Origin of the sequence: Leptolyngbya sp. DQ-M1 (assembly GCF_039962505.1) — a bacterium.
In the GTDB taxonomy this organism is placed as follows: domain Bacteria; phylum Cyanobacteriota; class Cyanobacteriia; order Leptolyngbyales; family Leptolyngbyaceae; genus Leptolyngbya.
Map to the genome: position 1 here is coordinate 54,048 of NZ_JAMPLJ010000008.1, position 16,504 is coordinate 70,551.

15 protein-coding genes are annotated in these 16,504 nt (G+C 48.0%); 12 read left to right on the plus strand and 3 right to left on the minus strand.

Going from position 1 to position 16,504, the window contains the following annotated elements; translation table 11 throughout:
* The first annotated feature begins 9 nt into the window (after nt 1–9).
* The 5 genes from NC981_RS20970 (at nt 10) to NC981_RS20990 (ending at nt 5,596) form a co-directional block, all read left to right on the plus strand.
* Nucleotides 10–1,479 carry a hypothetical protein gene (locus tag NC981_RS20970; RefSeq protein WP_348244692.1) on the plus strand — a complete coding sequence of 490 codons (1,470 nt, stop codon included), beginning with the start codon at nt 10–12 and terminating at the stop codon, nt 1,477–1,479.
* Nucleotides 1,480–1,551: 72 nt separating this feature from the next.
* On the plus strand, nt 1,552–1,668 hold the full coding sequence (locus tag NC981_RS20975; protein ID WP_190377341.1) for a photosystem II reaction center protein I: 117 nt from the start codon (nt 1,552–1,554) through the stop codon (nt 1,666–1,668).
* Nucleotides 1,669–1,812: 144 nt separating this feature from the next.
* Nucleotides 1,813–4,008 carry a DUF3769 domain-containing protein gene (locus NC981_RS20980; protein WP_348244693.1) on the plus strand — a complete coding sequence of 732 codons (2,196 nt, stop codon included), beginning with the start codon at nt 1,813–1,815 and terminating at the stop codon, nt 4,006–4,008.
* Between the two features lie 101 nt (nt 4,009–4,109).
* Entirely contained in the window at nt 4,110–4,949 is an 840-nt protein-coding gene (locus tag NC981_RS20985) for a hypothetical protein (RefSeq protein WP_348244694.1), read from the plus strand.
* 68 nt (nt 4,950–5,017) lie between these two features.
* Nucleotides 5,018–5,596, plus strand: a complete 579-nt coding sequence (locus NC981_RS20990) for a Uma2 family endonuclease (RefSeq protein WP_348244695.1) — start codon at nt 5,018–5,020, stop codon at nt 5,594–5,596.
* Here NC981_RS20990 and rsmH read toward each other — a convergent pair.
* On the minus strand, nt 5,593–6,447 hold the full coding sequence (rsmH, locus tag NC981_RS20995; protein ID WP_348244696.1) for a 16S rRNA (cytosine(1402)-N(4))-methyltransferase RsmH: 855 nt from the start codon (nt 6,445–6,447) through the stop codon (nt 5,593–5,595). The two genes, NC981_RS20990 and rsmH, sit on opposite strands and share 4 nt — an antisense overlap.
* A gap of 322 nt (nt 6,448–6,769) precedes the next feature.
* On the opposite strand from rsmH, the gene NC981_RS21000 reads away from it, so the two are divergent.
* The 3 genes from NC981_RS21000 to NC981_RS21010 all read left to right on the plus strand — a co-directional run bounded on the left by NC981_RS21000 (nt 6,770) and on the right by NC981_RS21010 (nt 10,345).
* The gene (locus tag NC981_RS21000) at nt 6,770–7,954 is read left to right on the plus strand and encodes an NAD(P)H-quinone oxidoreductase subunit H (protein WP_190377389.1); all 1,185 of its coding nucleotides are present in this window, start codon (nt 6,770–6,772) and stop codon (nt 7,952–7,954) included.
* A gap of 695 nt (nt 7,955–8,649) precedes the next feature.
* On the plus strand, nt 8,650–8,862 hold the full coding sequence (locus NC981_RS21005; RefSeq protein ID WP_348244697.1) for a hypothetical protein: 213 nt from the start codon (nt 8,650–8,652) through the stop codon (nt 8,860–8,862).
* Between the two features lie 325 nt (nt 8,863–9,187).
* Nucleotides 9,188–10,345: a class I SAM-dependent methyltransferase gene (locus NC981_RS21010; RefSeq protein ID WP_348244776.1), complete on the plus strand. Its 1,158-nt coding sequence runs from the start codon at nt 9,188–9,190 to the stop codon at nt 10,343–10,345.
* A gap of 55 nt (nt 10,346–10,400) precedes the next feature.
* On the opposite strand, the gene NC981_RS21015 is transcribed toward NC981_RS21010, so the two are convergent.
* Entirely contained in the window at nt 10,401–11,465 is a 1,065-nt protein-coding gene (locus NC981_RS21015) for a septal ring lytic transglycosylase RlpA family protein (protein WP_348244698.1), read from the minus strand.
* A 342-nt stretch (nt 11,466–11,807) separates the two neighbouring features.
* On the opposite strand from NC981_RS21015, the gene purM reads away from it, so the two are divergent.
* Nucleotides 11,808–12,836, plus strand: coding sequence for a phosphoribosylformylglycinamidine cyclo-ligase (gene purM / locus NC981_RS21020; protein WP_348244699.1), 1,029 nt, complete (start codon nt 11,808–11,810; stop codon nt 12,834–12,836).
* Nucleotides 12,837–13,673, plus strand: coding sequence for a 16S rRNA (adenine(1518)-N(6)/adenine(1519)-N(6))-dimethyltransferase RsmA (rsmA, locus tag NC981_RS21025; protein ID WP_348244700.1), 837 nt, complete (start codon nt 12,837–12,839; stop codon nt 13,671–13,673).
* Here rsmA and NC981_RS21030 read toward each other — a convergent pair.
* Entirely contained in the window at nt 13,639–14,250 is a 612-nt protein-coding gene (locus NC981_RS21030) for a hypothetical protein (protein ID WP_348244701.1), read from the minus strand. The two genes, rsmA and NC981_RS21030, sit on opposite strands and share 35 nt — an antisense overlap.
* 146 nt (nt 14,251–14,396) lie before the next feature.
* On the opposite strand from NC981_RS21030, the gene ispE reads away from it, so the two are divergent.
* Together ispE and NC981_RS21040 are read left to right on the plus strand one after the other, a co-directional pair.
* A complete protein-coding gene (gene ispE / locus NC981_RS21035) occupies nt 14,397–15,338 on the plus strand; it encodes a 4-(cytidine 5'-diphospho)-2-C-methyl-D-erythritol kinase (protein WP_348244702.1) in 942 nt (313 codons plus the stop codon).
* Nucleotides 15,339–15,350: 12 nt separating this feature from the next.
* Nucleotides 15,351–15,662, plus strand: coding sequence for a DUF3082 domain-containing protein (locus NC981_RS21040; RefSeq protein WP_348244703.1), 312 nt, complete (start codon nt 15,351–15,353; stop codon nt 15,660–15,662).
* Nucleotides 15,663–16,504 lie beyond the last annotated feature (842 nt).

Consider the following 16,504-nt stretch of genomic DNA (forward strand, 5'->3'; position numbering starts at 1 on the left):
CCTCAGTCTATGACTTCTCGACGCTATCAAAGCCAATTATTTAACTTCGTTACACGGCAGACCCAGAAACTCGCGGACAAAAGCGCCACACTCCTGCGACACGCTAAAATCACGACAATCTGGACAACTCAAATTCTGCTCTATCCGATTTACGCTGCATTTCAGGGAACCAGAGCGATCGCTCAGCAGATCGGGCAACGGGTGGAAAAAGCGGTGCTGCGATTGCGGATGAGTCGAGAAGAAATCGCCATTGATCCCGATGCCAATTTAAGTGATGCCCCGATTCAAAACGTGCTCACTGCGGTAAAACGAGCGTTAGTTAGCGGCGGAAACTTACCTGCATTAAGAGAGCGTCACCCACTGGTTCTGATTGGGCGATTCTTGGCACGTCAAAACCCTGAGAATCTAGCCGTGTCGAATCCGTATCACATTCAGGCGATCGCTTCTCTCGTCGATACGCGCAACCTTGTCTTGATTCTTGACGGCAATATCATTCTCGATACGCTCACCCCAGAGCAACAGCGCCAAATCGAACACCGCATTCGATTAGAACTCGCACGTTACTGGCAATGGCGACGCAAGCTTTATCTCAAATCCGCACCGCTCTCACTTCCCGAAGATCGAGAAACCTTACTGCCCCCGATCCGAGTGTTTCGGCAACTCATGGCATGGGTTCAAGCCAGCCCAGTTGCGATCGCCCTTAACCTATTCCAAGAAGCCGAACTGGTCACACAGCCGAATGAACTCGATTGGTTTGTGCCTTCTGTTCCGCTTTCTGCTTGGAACCCTAGCAGCTTAATTGGGCGATCGCCCCATCCCAAAAACATCACTGCTTGGTTTGCTCAACTCCCCAACTTCTCAGATCTAGAAGCCCTGATCTGGGCGGCAATCCGTTACTTTTTTGGAGAGCGTACCCAATTTGCTCCGACTCAAGCTGGATTACCTGGAGCGGTTGAGGCTTCCCCAAACTTAGGATTTGCCCATCTATTTCGTAAAAACCTTGCAACGCATGATGCACAGGAACCTTTGATTCTCGAAGGAAGAGCGACCGGATTTGGAGAACCGCGATCGTTCTCTTTTACGCCTTCTCTGCGTCAGCAAATCCGCGAAGCATTGAGAAAACTTTCAGGCGCGATCACAATTCAGCGAAAATCAAAAATCATCGTGCGGCAAGAAAGCCTGATCGTTGTGCAACAAGAAACCTCAATCGAACAGATTTACGTTGAAGCGCGATCGCAACTTGTCACTCCGGAGTCGTCTTCCACTGAAATCACGTCAACTCACGCACACAGTCCTGTAGCAAGAACCGCAGAACCCTCAGAAGTCGTAACGGCATTTGATTGGATCGAGACTCCAGCAACGCATGTGGAATACGTCCTCACACCCTGGCAGAAAGTCCTGAAATGGCTCGATTCCGGCATTTTGTGGATCGAACAGCGGCTAGTCATCTTGTGGCGCTGGCTCACGCGTCGAAACTAAAACGATCGCGCACTCCTGTAAGATAAAGGGACGAACTGCAAACTATCCGCCATTGCCTTTGGAGTCATTCATATGCTCACGCTTAAAGTCGTTGTTTACATCACGGTCGCTTTCTTTGTCGGTTTGTTCGTCTTTGGGTTCCTTTCAAACGACCCAGCACGGAACCCCAACCGTCGCGACTTAGAATAATCACTTCTCGCGCTATGAGAGTGCTAGGGCAGATGACTGCCCTTTTTTTATCACAACATTCGGAATCAATTTGTCTAAATCCCCGTCAATCGGCTAAAGTGCCGATATTTCCTGCTGTCTGCTTCAAGCTAAACCCTGATTGATATGCCTTATTCGGTTCCACCTGTACCGCCTGCGATCGTGCAATCTGCTCCAGTCGCCAAGTCCAATCTTGCGGTCAAACCTGCACCTCAAAAAATTCTAGCGATCGAGCCGCAAACCGCTTCACATCGAGCAGACGATCTCGCCGGAACCGAACCGATCTTTGCTTCAGAGCCAGAATGGAGTTTCGCCGTACCTCCAGAAGCCGATACTCCTGCCTCTGTGACCCAAATCTCTCCAACGCCATCCGCCCCACTCCCTACCTCCACTCCTGTTCCCGCTCCTACCCCGACTCCCGCGCCGAGTAATCCTCCAACGAATCCTCCACTTAATATTCCAACCGGACGACTGACAAGCGAGGGCATTCTAGAACTGAAAGCCGATCGACAAGAATACGACCAGTTACGCCAAGTTTTCACGGCTGAAGGTCGGGTTTCGCTGCGCTTCCGAGGAGCCTTATTGACCGGCGATCGCCTACAGGTGAATCTGGTCAATCGGCTGACCGTTGCAGAAGGAAACGTTACCCTCACACGAGGCGATCAAATCCTGCGAGGGCAGCGGTTTCGCTACAACCTGATTCAAGAAGAAGGAACCGTTGAACAAGCAAGCGGCGAGATCTTCATCCCCACAGCAGGCACTGATCTAAATCCAAACCTGCCGACTAATATCACAGCGGGCGTAGTCCCGGTTGGATCAGTCGGCGATCGTGCATTGGCAACTCAAAATAACGTCTCTCAAGCCGGAGGAATCCGGCTGGTCGTTGGTTCACAACAAAATGCAAGTGGTAGCCCCGCTGCAGCACAAGCAGGCGGCTCAGTGCGACGATTGCGATTTGAAGCGGCTCAGATTGAGTTTTATCCAGAAGGCTTCCAGGCCAATAACATTCGCATCACGAATGATCCATTCTCTCCGCCTGAACTTGAACTTAGAGCCGATCGTGCCGTCTTAAGACGAGTTTCACCCTTGCGTGACGAAATTCGCACGACTCGGAATCGATTGGTGTTTGATCAAGGATTTACGCTACCGTTACCCAGTCGAACGATCGTGCTCGATCGCAATCAGCGAGCACCCTTATTGTTTGATTTTGGCTATGATGCCCAAGATCGTGGCGGCTTCTTTGTTCAGCGTGAGTTAAACGTCCTGCCGCAATCGCCGATCAATTTCACGATCACGCCGCAATTCTTTGTGCAGAGAGCCCTTGAAGATCGAAGCAACATTGCGAATCTGTTTGGACTAAGAAGCCGTTTGTCGGCTCAAGTCACGCCTCGAACGATCGTTCGAGGGGAGGGCGTTTTCACGAGCTTAGATCTTTCGCGGTTTGAAAACACATTTCGCGGCAGCCTGCGGGCGCAACAATTGATCGGAACGCATACGCTCAGTTTGGAAGCGAGCTATCGCAATCGCTTATTCAATAATTCGCTCGGCTTTCAAGATGTCCAAAGCAGCATTGGGGCGCTCTTTTTCTCGCCTGCGATTCCGCTTGGCAATACCGGAATTAATCTGAGCTATCAAGTGGGATATCAGTACGTCAATGCAGATACCGATCGTCCAGACTTACTTGCCCCCATCCGAGCGAACAATCGCATCAGCCTAGGACGCTTTCAGGCAAGTGCTGCGATCAATCGCGGCTTCAATCTCTGGCAAGGAACGGCTTTACCTGCCACGCGGGAGCAGGGGCTGAGGTTTTCTCCGACTCCGATTCGTCCATTTGTTGGGGTTGGCGTTGGAATAACGGGAGTTACCACGTCTTATAGCAATGGAGATAGTCAAAATAGCGTGAGTGGTGCGGTCAGCTTAATCGGGCAGTTTGGGCACTTCTCGCGTGATTTCTTGGACTATACAGCATTCAACATCACCTATTCTCAGGCGATTCGTGCGGGCTTATCGCCGTTTTTGTTCGATCGAATTGCCGACGATCGGATTCTCTATGCGGGAATTACTCAGCAGCTTTATGGGCCGATTCGCATCGGGTTCCAAACGGCTTACAACATTCAGACCGGACGAGAAATTAGTACCGATTACTTTTTAGAGTACAAGCGTCGTACCTATGGGGTTTCGCTACGCTATAACCCTGTGCAGCAACTTGGATCGATCGGCTTTGAAATTAGCGACTTTAACTGGACTCGCGGCAGTGTAGAACCGTTTGCTGGCAGTGGGGTGATTCCGGTTGACGGCGGCGTGATCCGATCTCCGCAGTAGGAAGTGATGCGATCGGGTTGGTAGAACGCTGTCGCTGATCTCAAGAAGAATCCTTTTAGGTTGAAGAAATGAATTTGAATTTTGCCCTAAAATAGCGGGGTATGATATCTGATCCGGCGAAAGGCTCTTCTGGAGATTCCAGCGCGTCTCTGTGGTATGAGACGACAATTCATGTTGCAGATTTACTGACTCACTACAGTTTTGATCTAGGTGGAAATAATGCACAGCAGCTAGCCGATCGTTGGCAGTCTAGCTATTCTGCAAATTGGGTACGCTGGGCAGTGATCGAAGCTCTGTATCAAGGGCGATATAAAGCCGTTTCAGTCGAGCAGATTTTGCAGCTTTGGCAACGTCGGCAACAACCGTGCTATCACTTCAACTACGAGTTTGAGCGGTTGGTTTGCAACAACTTCCCCCGCAATTTGTCCCAAGAGCCACGATCGAAACCTGTACGCGATACGACGATTCTTCCGCCGCCCCTGCCTGTACCGAATCGCTCAGGCTCCCCTGTGCCAAAGGCAGCCACGACTCCTATCGTTTCAGAATCGCCCCCCTGGGCTGAACTAGCTGAGCAAATTCAACAAGAAGACGATCCTCCTCAAGCCCTTGAATCGAAGCCTGTGATCACACCGCTAAACGTGAAGCATTTAGAACCTCCAGAGATTTTGCTCGATCGGGTTGCACGACTCCAGGCAGGTGTAGAAGCATTAATCGAGCAAGCAACTTCTAGTTTGAATGCCTCTACAGAAGCGATGACAACGAAGTTGCATCCCGAAGAAAATAAAGCTGTAACTGCATCAGAAAACGTTGAACCCTTTGCAAGTGATGCACCTTTAGAACTTTCTGAAGAAGTTCATCCACCAATTCATCAATTTATGCCCTCTGAATCAGAATTTCACAGCAAATTAAAAGCAGTTGTAGAGCAAGAAACGATCGAATAGCAATTGTTTTCGTTTAACTTGTCGATCGCCCGATTAAACTTGAATCAGTTGAAGACTTTGCAGGATCTATGATTCAACTTCTTAACAAGCCGATCGACCAGCGAATCGTTTTATACGGCACTTGGGAAGACTTCAAACTACTTCAAAAATTTTCTCAGAACTCTCCTGGCGTGCGGGTTGCTTTTTACGATGGGGAAATTGAACTCTTTATGCCCGGTTTGCAGCACGAACAGTTTTCCGAAATCATTGGCTATCTCGTGACTACTTTTTTGCTGAAACGCGGCCTTATCTTTGTTCCTTCAGGCTCCGTCACTCAGGAAAAACCTGGAGAAGTGGCTGCACAAGCGGATAAATCTTACTGCCTGGGTACTGCTAAACCGATTCCAGATTTATCAATTGAAATTGTCTTCACCAGTGGAAGCGTCAATAAACTTGCCCGTTATCGATCGCTCGGTGTTTCTGAGGTTTGGTTCTGGGAGGATGGAAGTTTAAAGCTATATCATTTACGTGATCGCGAATATGACCAAATCGCTCGAAGCGAATTGCCAGGACTAGAAAACCTAGACATTGATCTTCTAAACCGCTGCATTTTAATCGCTGAAGCTAATTTTGCAGGAGCCGTCCAATTGCTGCAATCGGAAAGTTAAGCTTTTCGCTCTGCAATTCGCAATTTTGCCGATCGCGCTCTTACATTTTCTTGAATCTCATCTTCTTGAGCCACGATCGGCTTCTTTGTAATCACCGTCAACAGCTCCGATTCTTTCATTCGATGTTTCACAATCCGATCTTCCAAGCTGTGAAAACTAATAATTGCAAGTCGTCCCCCTGGTTTTAACCAAGTCGGGGCTTTTTGCATCAACGTTTCTAACACCTCAAGCTCTCGATTCACCGCAATTCGCAAGCCTTGAAACACACGAGTTGCAGGATGAATCCGACCATAACGATATTGCTTTGGTACTGATCCCGCGATCGCATCTGCTAATTCTGTTGTGGTCTTAAACGGTCGCTTTTCCACAATTCGTCGGGCAATTCGTCTCGAAAGCCGCTCTTCTCCATAGGTGTAGAAAATATCAGCTAATTTTGACTCTTCCCAATGATTAATCATCTCGGCTGCGGTTAATTCTTGCTGCTGATTCATTCGCATATCTAGCGCCGCTTCATGCCGAAAACTAAACCCACGATCGGCAATATCAAACTGAGCCGAACTGACACCTAAATCTGCTAGTATTCCATCGAACTTTGTTTCACCCGGATCAAAGTCAGCAAAATTTGTATGGTGAAAGGTGACGCGATCGCCTAATTTCTCCCGTGCCGCATCGAGCGCAAACGCATCTTGATCGATCGCTGTTAGCTTCACATCCGCAGTCGCACTCAGAATCAGCGCACTATGACCCCCACCGCCCACGGTTGCATCTAAATATTCTCCGCGATCGCGAATCGCCAATCCTGCAATCACTTCGCGACTTAGCACAGGAATATGAATAAACTCAGAATTCATTGCATTAAACAGCTTAAAAATGACCTTCTTTAGTTTTTTGTCCCCAGCTCTAAAATTTTTTCGTCTTCAAAGTCCCTCACTCGTGGGGGATTTAGGGGGCATCCATTCGACTCAAACGGGGTGCGATCGATCTAACTCTTCTCTCACAACGCTATTGATTCCATTCTATTCGTCTCTAAGCGTAAATTGAATCCTGAGCGAATTGATTCAAACCTACGCAGATAGACACGATTCTCTATAATTAAAGAAGTGCAACAAGCGCCCATAAAGCCTTATTCCACAAAGCTTGCCCGCAAATCGTGAATCGAGAGGCAGAACACCGATGGCAATGATCGAAACCAAGACAGAACCCATGGTACTCAACATGGGGCCGCACCATCCCTCGATGCACGGGGTAATGCGGCTAATCGTCACGCTCGACGGCGAGAACGTGGTCGATTGTGAACCTGTAATTGGGTATCTCCACCGAGGCATGGAGAAAATCGCCGAAAATCGCACCAACATTATGTTTGTCCCCTACGTGAGCCGATGGGACTACGCCGCCGGGATGTTCAATGAAGCAATCACGGTGAATGCCCCGGAAAAGCTTGCCGGAATCGCCGTTCCCAAACGCGCCAGCTATATCCGCGTGATCATGCTGGAACTCAACCGCATCGCCAATCACCTCCTGTGGCTTGGCCCGTTCATGGCGGATGTCGGCGCACAAACTCCTTTCTTCTACATCTTCCGCGAACGTGAACTAATCTACGACCTGTGGGAAGCCGTCGCAGGCTACCGCATGATCAACCACAACTACTTCCGCATCGGTGGCGTTGCGGCTGATCTACCCTACGGCTGGATTGATAAATGCTTAGATTTCTGTGACTACTTCCTGCCGAAAGTCGATGAATATGAACGGTTAATCACAGAGAATCCGATTTTCCGCCGTCGTGTTGATGGGGTAGGTGTCATCACTCGCGAAGATGCGATCAACTGGAGCTTATCTGGCCCGATGCTGCGTGCTTCTGGCGTGAAGTGGGACTTGAGAAAAGTTGATCACTACGAATGTTATGACGATTTTGATTGGGATGTGCAATGGGAAACGGCTGGCGACTGCTACGCTCGCTACATCGTGCGAATTCGCGAAATGCGTGAATCAATCAAGATCATCAGGCAGGCAATCAAGGGACTTCCCGGTGGCCCGTTCGAGAATCTTGAAGCAAAACGGATGATGGAAGGACCAAAATCTGAGTGGAACGGGTTTGATTATCAGTTTATCGGTAAGAAGATTGCGCCGACCTTCAAAATTCCGAAAGGTGAACACTATGTTCGTCTAGAAAGCGGTAAAGGCGAATTGGGTGTTTACATTATGGGTGAGGATCACGTCTTCCCCTGGCGCTTTAAGGTTCGGGCAGCAGACTTTAACAACGTCCAGATCCTTCCCTATCTTGTCAAGGGCATGAAAGTTGCGGATATCGTGACCATTCTCGGTAGCATTGACATCATCATGGGATCGGTCGATCGCTAAACTGAATCCCGCCATCCATCATTTCTGGGCAGGTGTAACAGACCTGCCCATTTTGTTGCGCGGTGTAAACGGTTCGACATAACACAATACAATGACACGCGATCGCGCCGTTTTAGGTTAGGATGGATCGTAGTCAATCTTAAGCATTCAATAACCTCTTTTTATTCTGCTCCTCTATCGTGGGGAGTGAACTTGAATTCGGTTCTGACCTCAAGCGAAGAATTGAGTTTTATACTGACGCTACTTTTGTATCGTCTGCTCACGATATTCCTGCTGATGTACCACTCAGCTTTCTCAAGCGATGAGAGTTGTCAACTGCGAATTTTCTGGACGATCTGAATTAGTGGCTTTTTAAGTGTTGAGATTTGGTTGAAACAGTTGCAAATTATTGATGGTGTCTAATTTAACAATCTAAGCTTCTGTGATGCGGGCTGGCTATCCCACTAAAGTAGGATTTTCCGACTGAAGGAATTGAGCGTAAGCCGATCTTCGACTGCTTACGCCGTTAGCATCGAGGTTTCAGCACAAACACTGAGCGAATGCACGGACATTCATTCGTGCAAAAAAGATTGACTTTCTTTGAGTTAGACGCTATCAATAGTATGTGAACTGAAGCGCAACCGCTGTATGTAGCGTTACTGATTTACAGTTCCGCTTGCCCGCTTTCTGTCATTCCACTATCCTCACAGTGAACTATGAAGTACCAAGAGCAGCTAACTCCCTGGGTTGTCTATCAAATCACTCCCGACTTGCAGCGTCAAGTCGTCATTCGGTTTCGTCGTCGCAACGATGCAGATTCTTACCTGAAGGTATTAACGCAAACCCGCCCAACTGCCCAGTTTATTGTTGCCTTCGATGCACCCCCCTCTGCCACACCAGCCGCTACGGGTGAAGCCGCACTTGTTTAAGCAAACTTGTGGAGCTGAAGGTTCTAGGCGGAATGTAGTGTGCGATCGACCTATTACAGTGTGCGCACTGCCTTTTGCCTGAACATTAGACTAATCGCTAGAAGGTGAGCTTCTTCTAAGTCGGAGTGCATCACCGGCTTGCAAAACTCACTTCAATGGAATGACTTATTGCCTGCTTTTTGTGCGTGGTTTATTCTCTCCAGCTAACGCTCAGTTTAGTACAGATAATCTACTCTGATTGGCTGGAAAATGCAATAGATTAGAAGCGATCGTTTCTAATGTTCAGGTTAAACCCGTGGTTGCTCAAGAAAATCAATCTGCGGACTTGAAACGTCCGCTTTACAACTTCATATCGCAGCAGATTCGCGAATTAGGGCGAATCACATTCGCAGGATTCATGAATTTAGCATTGTATTGTCCGCAGCTGGGCTATTATGCTAGACCTCGCGAAAAAATTGGGGCGCAGGGTGATTTTTTCACCTCGCCCCATTTATCGTTTGATTTTGGTGAATTGGTTGCCGAGCAACTAGCGGAAATGTGGCAAGTGCTCGGACAGCCGAATCCGTTTACCTTAGTTGAGATGGGTGCGGGACAGGGATTGCTTGCAGTCGATATTCTGCGGTATCTCGATCGCTTTTATCCTGAATGCTTTAATTCGCTGACTTATCTCATTGTTGAAAAGGCAGCCGCACATATTGTCGAGCAGCAGCACCGATTGCGGCGCTGGACGGAAGCGGGAACGCGGATCGAGTGGACAACGATCGAGGAGCTTCCAAATGATTCAATCGTAGGGTGTGTGTTCTCAAATGAATTAGTCGATGCGTTTCCGGTGCATCTAGTCACGCTGCAGAATCAAGTGCTCAAAGAAATTTATGTTTGTCTGCAAGACAATCGATTTGCTGAAGTGGTTGGTGATCTTTCAACTGAGAAATTAGTGAATTATTTTGACTTCGTTGGAGTCAAGATTTGTGGCTATGCAGACGGCTACCGGACTGAAGTGAATTTAGCCGCATTAGATTGGATGAGTACGATCGCCCAAAAATTGCAGCAAGGATTTGTTTTAACGATCGATTACGGCTATTTGGCAACGCGATACTACAATCCGATGCGATCACAAGGAACATTACAGTGCTACTACCAGCACAGTCATCACAATGATCCATACCTCTATATCGGTGAGCAAGATATCACCGCTCATGTTGATTTCACAGCGCTGCAACTCCAGGGAGAGCGATCAGGACTGCAAACCGTTGGCTTTACGCAGCAGGGATTATTTCTAATGGCGTTGGGATTGGGCGATCGACTCGCTCAGATCACTCAGACGGAAGCCACCAGCACCCAGGATTTACAAAACCGACTGCAACGCCGCGACGCACTACATCAGTTAATGAACCCAATGGGGCTAGGTGGCTTTGGTGTTCTGATTCAAAGTAAAAACTTGAGTCAAGAGATTCAACTGAAAGGATTGATGCAGCGAATTTGAACCAATTAAAAAGGAGTGAACGATTTAATTAACAGTTCGCTGCACCTTTTTCAGTCTAGTTACCCGATGCAACCCGTTTCGAATCCCGGACTTCAAGGCGGACGGGAGCAACGCCGCTTTGAATCAAGCCGAGAACACGAGCCGCACCGGCAGATAAATCGATGACCCGATCGCCGGAGAACGGTCCGCGATCGTTGATGCGGACAGAAACGGTACGCCCGTTATCGAGATTGGTCACTTGCACGATGGTGCCAAACGGAAGCGTCCGATGTGCCGCAGTGAGTGCATTCTGGTTAAATCGCTCACCGCTGGCGCTCATGTTGCCGTGGAATCCTGGGCCATACCAAGATGCCATGCCCGTCATTCGTAGACGAATCGGGCCGATCGCAATTTGGGGGGCGCGATTTGGACGATTGGAAATTTCGCGCAGGGGAGCAGCATTACCGAATAGGCGACGGAGACGATTTGCAACTTGCAGTGCGTCTTGCCCTGGGTCGCGGGTGCTATTGGGAAGAACGGTTTGTGGATCGACGGCGACGATCGTCTGTTTGTTTGCCTCGATTAAGAACTGATCGCCGGATTTAGTTTGATGCCATCTCACCGTGATTTGATTGGCATCGACTCCATTACGTTGGAGTTGGTTTAAGCGGGCTGCGATCGCGGTGGCTCTGGCGATCGGGTCAGCAGATGAATTTGAGGAATTCTGGCGCGGCTGGGTGCTGGATTCAACCGGGGTAGTAGCACCGTACTTGAGCTTCGCGGCTTGGGGGCTGGCTTGCACTTCACCGACTTTCACTGCGGTGGACGAGTTATGAGCTTCGCCAAGGAACGTAACAACGGGAATATTGCGGACATAAAGAGTGGCGGCTTTGCGCCCAGAAATTTCGTGCGAATGAATTTTTGCGATGGACTCCTCGGTTTGGCGGGTTTGTGAGGGTTGCTGTTCGCCGACTTTCACCACGCTGCGCCTTGTGGCTTGCGGGGAAGACGGTCGGGGAGTTTCAGACTCCGTAGATCCTTGGCTGGCTGCCGGGGTGGACTCTGCTAGGGCAGCAGTCGCACCGACGGTACTGGTACACAGTAGAGCGGCAGTCAAACCGCTAATCAGTTTCTGGTTCATACATCCTTTGTGAGATTCACTTCCAACCTTGAGTCCGAGATGTGGCAGTTTGCCATCTGACACAACTTAAGCTGTGCTAACTCGTACTCGCTCCGTGTTCACTCCTGAGTTCAGAACTGCAACAGACTAGCATGAAGTTTTTCCTAATTGGATCAGGGTGATGCCTGTACGAAATAAAACTTCATATTTCCTTCAAATTCGGATGTAAGCTGAAATGATTGCTGGTATTGGCTTCTATAAGAAAAACGCTGAAGCAGTTTTTCTCCGACTTCACAAGAACTTAACATCTTCTTCATACAGCTTGTGAGGTATGCTGATGTTTTGCAGATTGAATTCGCGCTCATGGATTATCGGGAAGCAGGGGTTGATGTTGAAGCGGGACGGGCGTTTGTCGATCGCATTCGCGATTCTGTTCGGCGCACCTACCGTTCCGAGGTTTTAGGCGGCTTGGGGGGATTCAGTGGCTTGTTTCAATTGCCGTCTGGATATCAAGAGCCTGTCCTAGTGTCGGGAACAGATGGCGTTGGGACGAAGCTGAAATTGGCACATCAACTTGACGTTCATCACACGGTTGGCATCGATTTGGTGGCGATGTGTGTGAATGATGTCTTGACTTGTGGCGCTGAGCCATTGTTTTTCCTGGATTACGTCGCCACAGGGAAACTACTGCCCGAGCAGCTTGCTTCTGTAGTAGAAGGAATTGCAGAAGGGTGTGAGGCGGCGGGATGTGCGCTGCTTGGCGGTGAAACGGCGGAGATGCCAGGGTTTTATCAGCCGAATGAGTATGATCTAGCTGGATTTTGTGTGGGAATCGTTGAGAAAAGCCGGATTTTGGACGGGTCGCAGGTCAAGGTTGGAGATGTGGCGATCGCGCTTCCAAGTTCAGGGGTACATAGTAACGGGTTTAGCTTGGTGCGGAAGATTGTGATTGATCGTGGATTTGATTGGAGCGATCGTCCTTCTGGATTGAGTGGTGCAACGCTCGGAGAAGTTTTGCTTACGCCGACTCAAATTTACGTGAAACCGATTCTTGCTGCGTTGAAGGCAGGACTTGAAATTCATGGCATGGCTCATATTACCGGAGGCGGTTTGCCTGAAAATTTACCTCGCTGTTTGGCTGAAAATCAAGCGATTGAAATTGACCCAAATCAATGGCAAATTCCACCCATTTTTCATTGGTTAGCAACTGAAGGGAAAGTCGCACCCAATGCGATGTTTAATACCTTTAATATGGGAGTTGGATTCGTGGTTATTGTTCCGGGCGAAAGTGTCGATCGAACCGTGGAGTTTTTCAACTCGCAAGGATTAAACGCTGCTGCAATTGGAACCGTAATTCCGGGAGCGGGTGAGTTATTAGGATTGCCTGAATAAGTGCCAAAAGCAAGAAAACAATTTGGTCAGCACTGGTTAAAAAGCGAAAAAGCTTTGAACAAAATTGTCAGTTCTGCAGAATTGACAGAAAACGATCGTGTTCTGGAAATTGGAGCAGGAACCGGGATTTTAACGCGGCAATTGATTGCTCAAGCTCAGGCAGTTGTGGCAGTGGAAATCGATCGAGATTTGTGCCCAATCCTAGTGCAAAAATTCGGCAAGTTTGAGAATTTCCTATTGCTTCAAGGTGATTTTCTCACGTTAGAGATTGACCCATTGCTGGAGCCATTTCCACCGTTTCAAAGTCCTCGAAAAGTTGTAGCCAATATTCCCTACAACATTACAGGGCCAATTTTGGAGAAGCTACTGGGCACGATCGCAGCTCCAAATCCAAACCCGTTTGAATCGATCGTTCTGTTGCTACAAAAAGAAGTAGCGCTGCGAATTTGTGCAAACTCAAATTCATCGCATTACGGGGCATTATCCATTCGAGTTCAGTATTTAGCAGATGCCGAATTTATTTGTGATGTTTCAGCAAAAGCATTTTCGCCGCCGCCAAAAGTAGACTCCGCAGTAATCCGGTTGCGCCCAAGAGCGATCGAGCATCCTGCCACAGATCCAAAAAAACTAGAAACCTTGATCAAACTTGGCTTTTCAAGTCGGCGTAAGATGCTGCGAAACAATTTGAAAAGCGTGGTTGAACTTGAGCCGCTAAATGCTCTTCTTCAATCCTTAGAAATCAATCCACAAGCGAGGGCTGAAGATTTAAGCATAAGGCAATGGATCGATTTGAGTAACGCGTTTAGCCTGGACAAACTCGCTCATAATATACCTTAACTTCTTCTTCGATACAGCGTCTATCTTTGTATCTTCGGCATCGTTTTGATTCTCTTTGGACTAATCTTGATTCTCTTGCTTGTTCCAAGGTTTGCTCTTCAAACGTGGCGGAAAACTTGCCTGTTTCGATCGATTGCTGTCCCCGCCTAATTTCATATTCAAACTGATTTTCACCGGGTTGAACTGCGAGAAATTTTCCTTCGTGACGATCGCCAAATCGCATCTCAAATCCTTCGGAAACATCGCCGCTAAAATATTCACGATCAGTAAATGGCTTTTGTTCGCCTGCAAACCCGAATGTTACGTTTTTAACGATCGCCCGTAGCTCTGGTGCAGGGCGAGTCGATTTTGAGAAGAACCGCGCTCGTGTCGCTGCCGATTGTTCTCCAGGACACTCCCCTGTAAATCGAATCCCTACCAGTGGAACGGGAGTTTGGCGAGAGTCACCGATGCTGCGACCACCAAACAACAATCCCACGGGCGGCAGGTCTTGTGCATATCCGGTTGATACCGCAACCATTAGCCCAGCGATCGATAATCCGATTAACCCTAAAAATTTTTTCAGTGCTGTCTTCATTGCTCTTGTCGGTATGAATCAAGCGGTTGCTGCTTCAATTTTTCTTCGCTGAACCGCGAGACGATCAGCAAAAAACGTCGTAAAAGTTTACTAGCAAAATTGTCTCAGCAATCCTAATAATGGAATAGGTCAGAAAAAGCCGATTTATGCGCTCCTATTCTCTAATTGCTCCCGCTAAAATTAACCTCTATTTGCAAATTGTTGGCGATCGCCCGGATGGATTTCATGAACTCATCATGGTTCTGCAAAGCATTGAACTCGCCGATCGGGTGACGGTACGATCGCGCAGTGTGGACGACATCTGGGTTCAGTGTGATCATCCTGCGGTTCCGGTGGATCAGACTAATTTGGCATATCGTGCCGCAGAGCTGATGATGCGCGAATTTCCAGAAGTGTATGCGAGGTTTGGCGGTATCGAAATCGATTTGCACAAGCGCATTCCAATGGGTGCGGGTCTAGCAGGCGGTTCGAGTAACGCTGCTGCGGTTCTGGTTGGAATCGATTTAATGTGGAATTTAGGCTTAACGCAGTCCGAGCTACAGGATTTGGGTGCGAAGCTTGGTTCAGACGTTCCCTTTTGCATTTCGGGTGGCACGGCGCTGGCAACCGGACGTGGCGAGAATCTTGCGGCTTTGACGAGTTTAGATCACCTGTATGTTGTGTTAGCAAAATATCGGGATTTGCCTGTTTCAACGCCTTGGGCATATCAAACCTATCGACGAAACTTTGGTGAAACTTATGCCAAAACGTCACAAGAAATTGAGGCGAAAAAAGCCCGATCAAGAGCGATTTTGAGCGCGATCGCCCACCATGATTACACACAGATCGGTCAGCAGTTGCACAATGATTTAGAAAAAGTTGTGCTCCCTGAATTTGCAAAAGTGCAGCAATTGCGCGATCAGTTTGCGCGATTTAATCCAATTGGCACAATGATGTCAGGCTCAGGATCGACGGTCTTTGCATTATCAGAATCGCGATCGCAAGCCGAAGCGATTAAAAACGCAATGCGAGCAAATATTCCCGATCCAGAGTTAGAACTTTGGGTGACAAAATTAAGTCAGCGCGGCGTTCATTTAGCAACTCATTAAAAGGAAAAATTTATGGCAGATTCACCCACACCTAAAGCCTCTCAAATGCCGAGTCCGCTTCGCTGTTTTATTGGTGCGATCGTGGCGGGTGTGATGGCATATGCGCTTTACAACATGACTAGCGCGATCGGAATTTCCTTTGCAACAAAACCAATTGTCGCAGATAGCTTGGTGGTTCGACGCATTTCTTCAGCAGTTAGAACTTTAGTGCTGGGGATGAGCGCGATGGGAACAGGAATTTTTGGGCTTGCCGCGTTTGGGCTGGCTGGCTTAGGGGTGCAATTGCTGCTGCGTAAGCCTGAACAAGAACAGCGACCGGATTAGAGGTCGATCGTGCTCTTCCACAGAGTTGAAGCGCTTGGCTTTCTAGCTCTAGAAGCACCCATTCTTACACTGGGCGATCTCTGATAATTAAGCTCTGTAGCGCTTTGGCAAATTACAGTGACGAAAGGAGTGACTCCTGCGCGAAGTGCTGCTACAATCCGAAAGCTCGAATTGATGAGAAGGTTTGTCCATTTAATTTTTTCTGTCGAAACCTTCTTAATCGACTCTGTAAGAAGCTGACAAGTTAGGAACGCATGAGCTTTATTCGGTCGATCTCGAAAAATATGACCCCGAAAGCCCACTCGATCGTTCACTAAAAATAGGTATCAAAGGCACTCAAGCCTTGGGGAAAGTGTGAATTTTTTAGAGAAGCAGTTTGCTTGCCTTCTCTACTTTTTGCGCGAGTTTTCCACAGATTGATGGACTTTTCCACAGGTACGTTTTTGAATTTGCGGAAAAACCGTATATTTGCTGAAAAAATCATTAAAATTTCTATTACTTGCCATTTTCAGCATTCAGAATACTACAGCCAAAACGGCTGTAACCTGCGCTCAGCAGTTGTGTCAGGACGATAGAAGCATTCTATCGACCGTTTTTTATCTTGACAAAAATACAAGCTTTTCCTGAGACTCTACTCCATTCTGCCAACCTGCCTTTCATTGTTCAAAGAATGGCTGAAAGCATTACAAACCTTGCATTCTAACTATCTTATCGGTGTCAGCTTACACCCTGTCTGATCAAAGGGATTTGATCTAGAAAATTTGAAGTTTTCCACAACCTGTTAAAAACGAAGCTTGTTTCTGCATCTCCTGATCGAGCAGTAAGCTGTATGAATTGAACTT